Origin of the sequence: Lamprobacter sp., assembly GCF_034860625.1 — a bacterium.
GTDB lineage: Bacteria > Pseudomonadota > Gammaproteobacteria > Chromatiales > Chromatiaceae > Lamprobacter.
Map to the genome: position 1 here is coordinate 1 of NZ_JAYESN010000185.1, position 6,337 is coordinate 6,337.

Annotated in this window: 6 protein-coding genes; 1 reads left to right on the plus strand and 5 read right to left on the minus strand. The window is 56.6% G+C overall.

Annotated features, from left to right (window positions below):
• Positions 1–980, plus strand: a 980-nt coding sequence (locus VBE63_RS23450) for an asparagine synthase C-terminal domain-containing protein (protein ID WP_323685435.1), incomplete at its 5' end; no start/stop codon positions are given.
• Here the strand turns inward: VBE63_RS23450 and VBE63_RS23455 are convergent.
• The 5 genes from VBE63_RS23455 to VBE63_RS23475 all read right to left on the minus strand — a co-directional run.
• Positions 955–1,938, minus strand: coding sequence for a polysaccharide deacetylase family protein (locus VBE63_RS23455; protein WP_323685436.1), 984 nt, complete (start codon positions 1,936–1,938; stop codon positions 955–957). The genes VBE63_RS23450 and VBE63_RS23455 overlap by 26 nt on opposite strands.
• Positions 1,935–2,675: an N-acetyltransferase gene (locus tag VBE63_RS23460; protein WP_323685437.1), complete on the minus strand. Its 741-nt coding sequence runs from the start codon at positions 2,673–2,675 to the stop codon at positions 1,935–1,937. Before VBE63_RS23460 ends, VBE63_RS23455 begins: the two co-directional genes overlap by 4 nt.
• Positions 2,672–4,048, minus strand: a complete 1,377-nt coding sequence (locus tag VBE63_RS23465) for a phenylacetate--CoA ligase family protein (RefSeq protein ID WP_323685438.1) — start codon at positions 4,046–4,048, stop codon at positions 2,672–2,674. Before VBE63_RS23465 ends, VBE63_RS23460 begins: the two co-directional genes overlap by 4 nt.
• Before the next feature lie 12 nt (positions 4,049–4,060).
• The gene (locus VBE63_RS23470; protein ID WP_323685439.1) at positions 4,061–5,305 is read right to left on the minus strand and encodes a glycosyltransferase; all 1,245 of its coding nucleotides are present in this window, start codon (positions 5,303–5,305) and stop codon (positions 4,061–4,063) included.
• A 7-nt stretch (positions 5,306–5,312) separates the two neighbouring features.
• Positions 5,313–6,337 (minus strand): TIGR04063 family PEP-CTERM/XrtA system glycosyltransferase (locus VBE63_RS23475; protein ID WP_323685440.1); only part of this gene is annotated, 1,025 nt, incomplete at its 5' end.

Here is a 6,337-nt window from a genome sequence, read left to right on the forward strand (position 1 = left end):
TCGGCCTGAAAGCGCATGAATACTATGTAACCCCGGAGGATGTGGTCGAGGCGGTGCCGCTGATCGCCGCAAGCTATGACGAGCCGTTCGGCAATTCCTCCGCCCTGCCCGCCTATTTCTGCGCCCGGCTCGCGGCTGAGACCGGCGTCACCCATCTGCTCGGTGGCGATGGCGGTGATGAGTTGTTCGCCGGTAATGAGCGCTATGCCAAACAGGGGGTGTTCGAGCATTGGAATCGGATTCCAGGCCCGCTGCGCAAGAGGCTGCTGGAGCCCTTGTTCACCCGGCTGCCACGCGCTGTCCCGCTGGTGAGCAAGGCGCGCAGCTATGTTGAGCAGGCTCGGATTCCGCTGCCGGATCGGCTGCAGACCTACAATCATCTACACCGCTTGCCCTTGCATGAACTGTTCGAAACAGACTTTCTGGAACAGATCGACACTGAGGCACCCTGGCAATTGATGCGGGCTCTCTATCAACGTCCGCAGCAAGCGTCGTCGATCAATCGCATGCTCTATCTCGATTGGCAGCAGACGCTGGCCGATAATGATCTGCGCAAAGTGACCCGGATGTGCCAACTGGCTGGCGTCGATGTGGTTTATCCGATGCTTGACGACGATGTGCTGGAGTTCTCATGCCGCGTGCCGACGTCGCTCAAGCTGCGACCAGGCCAATTGCGCTATTTCTACAAGGAAGCCGTGCGTGGCTTTCTACCGCTTGAGATCATTGAGAAGAAGAAACACGGTTTCGGACTGCCGTTTGGGGTCTGGATGCATGATCACCAACCGCTGCGTGAACTTGCCTACGATAGCCTGCTGCGGCTAAAGGGCCGTGGCTTCTTGCGCTCAGCTTTCGTCGATCGGCTAATCCAGCTGCATCGTGAAGAACATGCGGCCTACCACGGTGAAATGGTTTGGATATTGATGATGCTTGAGCTGTGGATCGCAAAGTCGAGCATCACAGGGCATGAGCGGCTTTTCTAGTCATCAGATTCTGTGACAAACGCGCTGCAAACCCTGTTGGTGTCTGGTCCCAAGGCGTAAAGCGGGCGAGCTGATACGGATCGCTTCGAGCTGTGGAGACACCCCAGGCTGTCGATACCGCGGCATCGAAACCGGCTGCTCGAACCATTGCGACGTGGCGTTTGTTGTAATCTTGACCGGGCTTGCCATTCGGGTAGGCAAAGAGTCGTACCGGTTGACGAAGGAGTGCTTCTAAATCCTCGCGCCCACCTGCGATCTCATCCTGGGCTTGTTGGTCGGAGATCCGAGATAAAATGGGGTGTGTTTGCGTGTGTCCGCCGATGGTCATGCCCGCCGCTGACAGACGCTTCACCTGCTCACTTGTCATCATGAGATCTTTAGGTAATGGTGACTGTGATCGTTCGGCGATGACTTGCGTCACTTCATCACGGCGCGCCGGCTCTAGATGTTTAATTTTAATAATAATTTCTTCTGCGATCCTCTGTCGATCCTGATCATGGCGAATCGTTTCGCGACCAAGCGCCAGCTCTTCCAGATCGAGTTCTCCCTCTGGCATGCGTCTTAGGCTTTCTAAGACCCGATCGTTAAACATGATGCCGCCATCAAGGTAGCCTGTTGCTACAAAAAACGTAGCCGACATATCCAATTCTTGGAGAATCGGCACTGCAACCTCAAGATTATCACGATAGCCATCGTCGAAGGTAATACAGGCAGCACGGGGTGGAAGCGAATGTTGCGCCAGCCCTTTGACGGCATCCGCAAGGCCAATGACATTAAACATCTGTTTCACCGTTTGCATTTGCCAACGAAAGCCTTGGGCGTCCAGTGTACCGCTGAGCATTGGATCAGGCTTGGCAAGCACGCGATGATAAATCAGTATCGACAAACGCCCCCGATGTCCGCCAGGCGAGAGTAAGGATACAACCGGCCGAATCAGCGGCAAAGCTACAGATCTCATTTGACGACATCCAAAGAGCGAACGTTTGGGCGGCTGCCATCCTGCCTGAGTTCAGCTGGAACCCTGACCTCCATCACAGGATAGGTGTTCATGTTCGGGCTGTAACCTAAACCAGAAAAAAATGTTGACCAACACCACTGACGCTTGCCCAGGGTGAGAAAGGTTGCGCCTCCGATGTCCTTGGCACCTAATCGCGCATGGGCCCTAACCGACTCTAAGTTGAAGCCAGAGATCCGACTCAGGCTCCAGCGATACCCCGATTGATAGAGCACGTCATTGGCATCGTCCCATAACCTTAAGAACACGAATCCGATTCGGTGCTGCGGATCAACATAGACGTCGTAATCCCAGACACAATCGATTTGATCGGAAAACAAAAAATCGCAACGTACCTCGTCTTCCCTATAGCACTTCTCGACATACCACAGACAGCCAACTAACTGGTCTTTGATGAAAGCGCCCAAACATCGACTTTGTTGATCAAAGCGGCTCGTCAGCACCGAGTTTGGACGCGGTAACATTCGCAGGCTGGGATCATCACGCTCTAGCCAGCGTGTTTCAATCTGGCGACCACGATGACTCGGCAATTGTTTCTTTTCAAGAATTGGCTGCGCAACAATGCGATAATAGTAGACGCCACCAATACCAGCAATGCTGAGTATCCGATTCAGACTGTAAAGACTACCGACACCTAGACCAAAATCCTTGAAATTCTGAAGCGCTTTTTTCAGCATCATGCTTGCGCGTCCTCCAACTGCGACGGCAGCGAGACGTGACTCACAACATAGCGATATTTTCCGGATGCCTCAGGCGGAATCGTATCAACGCATCGAAGTTCCACATCAACGCGTTCACCTAAGCGAGCCCTTAAACCGCTGAACACTTGCTCCGCAGCCTGCTCTGACCAGTCATGACCAGGCACCACTAACACTTCAAGCTGGTTAATGGCATGCTGAATCAGTTTGAACTCGCTCACCCCTGGAATCGCACGAAGCACGTAGATCAAGGCCAGCGCATGCATGATGCGGCCATCATCAGCGACCACGAAGTCTGTCTGCCGCCCGACGACCTCCGCTAACACATGCAAACCGCGACCTTCTCGGCAGGGCTCGGTCGACATGCGAACCATGTCGCCTGTGCGGTACCGGATGAAAGGCTGAGCTTGAGAGCAAAGACCGGTGATCACGGCCTCGCCCAGCTCACCGTCAGCGACTGGCTGCCCTTGGGCATCGAGCACTTCCACTAAGGTGCTCTCGGAGAGCATCAACAGTTGCCCCGTCGATGACTGGTGGGCGATGAAGCCACTGTCTCGGCTCCCGTATTCAACGGCAACCGGCACGGCAAACACCTCTTCGATGAGCGCGCGTTGATCCGGAAAGAGTGGCTCGCCGGTGGTGCAAACCAATTTCAAGTCGGGGAGCTCAAGGCGTTGGCCGCTCGCACGGACATGGGCAGCCAAGAGCGCGAGGCTGCTTGCATAACTGTAGATGCAGCTTGGTCGAAAGGCACGGATACGCTCGATGTACACATCCATCACGGACGGCGACATCTCGAAGGCATTGAGCAAGAGCTGGTTGAAGAGCCGATCGCGCACGGTCTTGACCCGATCGGTCCGATTCAGCTCTACTGGCGCACCCCAGAGAAAGACCTCGCGACTGCCCACATCCAGGCCCCACCAGCGCCGCGCGCGCATGCGACCGGCAGCATCCGAGGCCTGGCGTTGTCGTCCGATATGGAAGATCAGCGGCGCGCCCGTGGAGCCGCCGGTGTTGTACTGATGCGCGCCGCCGGGGATATCACGCCAGATGATGGACTCGCCTGCCGATCGGGCATCGGCCTTGGTCATGGTTGGCAAACGTCTAAGGGTATCGCGGTCGATGACCTCCGCATCAAGATCGATACCGCTGGCACGGATGCGCTCGGCATGCCAGGGACAGTGGCTCACGGCATCGCGCAACAGTGCGGCGAGTTTGCGGCCCTGCAGCGCCTCGATCTCGGCACGGCTCCACCATTGGCTGCGCTCCAGTTCCTTGAGGTAGGCAAAGGTTGGGCGCCCGATGATCCGCTCATGGGCGGGAAACAGGACGTTTTTGACAAGAGCAGGAAGCATGCGTAAGACTCATTAATACTGCGATAACGCTGGGGCCTGGGTCTTTGACTCAGCAGAAACGATCCGCTCGAAGGCCGTCACAAGCTCAGGAATGCGCACTGCCCATGCATTCGCCCGCGCATGCGCCAGGATGGCCTGACGATTCCAGTCACGCCTCAGCGCTTCGAGAATGGCATCTCGTAAGGCCGCCTGATCACCATAGGGAACCAGCAGCCCAATCTGATCTGAACCCACAACCTCGGCATTGCCACCGACGCGGGTAGTGACGATCGGTAAGCCACAGGCTGATGCTTCGAGAAAGACATTTGCCCAGCCTTCAAAGCGTGTCGCCAAGACGAACAGATCGCCAGCCGAGTAGACGAAGCGCAGTTGTTCTGGAGGCAACTGACCAAGGAAATGGACCCGATTGATCAAACCAAGCTGCTTGACTTGCTGGCGCAGTTCGGTCTCGTTGTTGCCTTCTTGGGTTGCGCCTCCGGCAATCACCAACTGTAAATCGGCATGCTTCTGCAGGAGTTCGGGCAGTATGGCAATGACATGGTGGAAACCCTTACGTTCGATGAGACCGCCCACCGATATCAGCAGGCGACCCTCTCGCGGCAACCCTAGTTGCTCGCGGGCAATGGCCTGCGCTTCGGGCCAAAACAACTCGAGGTTTGCGCCATTACCAATCGCCTGAACCTGATCAGGCGTTTGCCCCCAACGCAGCGCATCTTGGCGTAAGGCCTCAGAGACTGTGAATACTCGAGCTGCATGCCTCATGGCGCGCTCGATCTGGCGCCGCTGCCAGGGACTCGCTTCAAATCGCGTCAGACTACCACGGAGGGTGATGGTGTAAGGTCGGCGCAACCACTGACCGAGCCAGCGGGCAGCAACGCCGTCTGGATAGACAAAGTGCGCATCGATGATGTCGAAATCGAAGTCTTTCTGCAAACGATGCAGTAGCGGAAAACAGCCGAGCGCTTGGAAAAAACCATCCGTCCATTTAAAGAGTTTGGGAATACAGAAGAAGCGCGGATGATAGATCCGGATGTCACCCTGCCGCTCAAAATTAGGCAGCTGGGGGCGCAAATGCGGTCGCCAGCGGCCAATGAGACCTTGGAGCGGGAACCAAGGTGCAGGCGCGACTACGATCAGGTCAAGATGCTCGGCAACCCGTCGCATGCGCTCCCGCACAAAGAGTCCGAGATTGGGTTGGACGGCATTCGGATAGACGCGGGTGAAGACGAGCAATCGAGGTCGTTGTTGATCCGCCATGGCGCTGCTACCGACCGCCGCCAGACAAGCGCTCGTAAATCGGTTGATAGCGCGCAACACTCACCGGCCAGTTACGCTCCTCCTCGACATAGCGCCGACCAGCTGCCTTCATCCGCGGCCAGTCTTGCTGGCTGTTAAGTGCCTGCAACACCGTTGCTGCCAGAGCCTTGGCGTCACCCGCGTGAAAAAGCCAGCCCGTTTCACCGTCACGAATGAGCTCTTGATGGCCACCAACATTTGAAGCCACCAACAGGCGGCCTTGTGCCATGGCCTCTAACGGCTTCAATGGGGTGACCAGTTCTGTCAGACGCATGGATAGGCGTGGATAGACGAGCAAGTCGACTAAGTTGTAGTAACGCTGAACTTGGTCATGCGGGACGCGGCCGGTAAAGACCACCTGCTCGGTCATACCCAGCTGTAGAGCCTGCATCTTTAAGTTGTCGGCTTGAGGCCCGCCTCCGACGAGCAACACCCGAACGTCCGGCGCCTGTTCTTGAATCAGAGGCAGGGCCTCGAGTAACAGGCCCAGCCCTTCATAGGCATAGAAGGAACCAAGGAAACCCAGTACTCGACATCCCGAAAGTCCGAGTTGCGCCTGTAACGAGACATCGACTTGACCGCCGATCTGAAACTGCTCCGCATCCACCGCGTTTGGAATGACAGTGATGCGCTCCGCTGGGATGCCGCGCCCGACGATGTCGCTGCGAAGTCCTTCGCAGATGGTCGTGACATGGTCGACCTGACGCAGCGCCAGGGTTTCGAGGACGCGACTGAGTCGATAGCGAAGTCCGTTCTCGCGGCTGGTTCCATGATCGACCGCGGCATCCTCCCAAAAGGCGCGAATTTCGTAGACGACTGGAATGCCTCGCTTACGCCCGACGCGCAGTGCGGGAATGGCATTGAGCACTGGCGAATGCGCATGAATAATATCTGGATGAATCTTTTCTGTCACAGCGTCTAAACGGGCTGTTAGCGCACGCATGAGTCCGATCTCACGGAGCACTGGCAGGCTACTGATTTCATGTCGCGTGC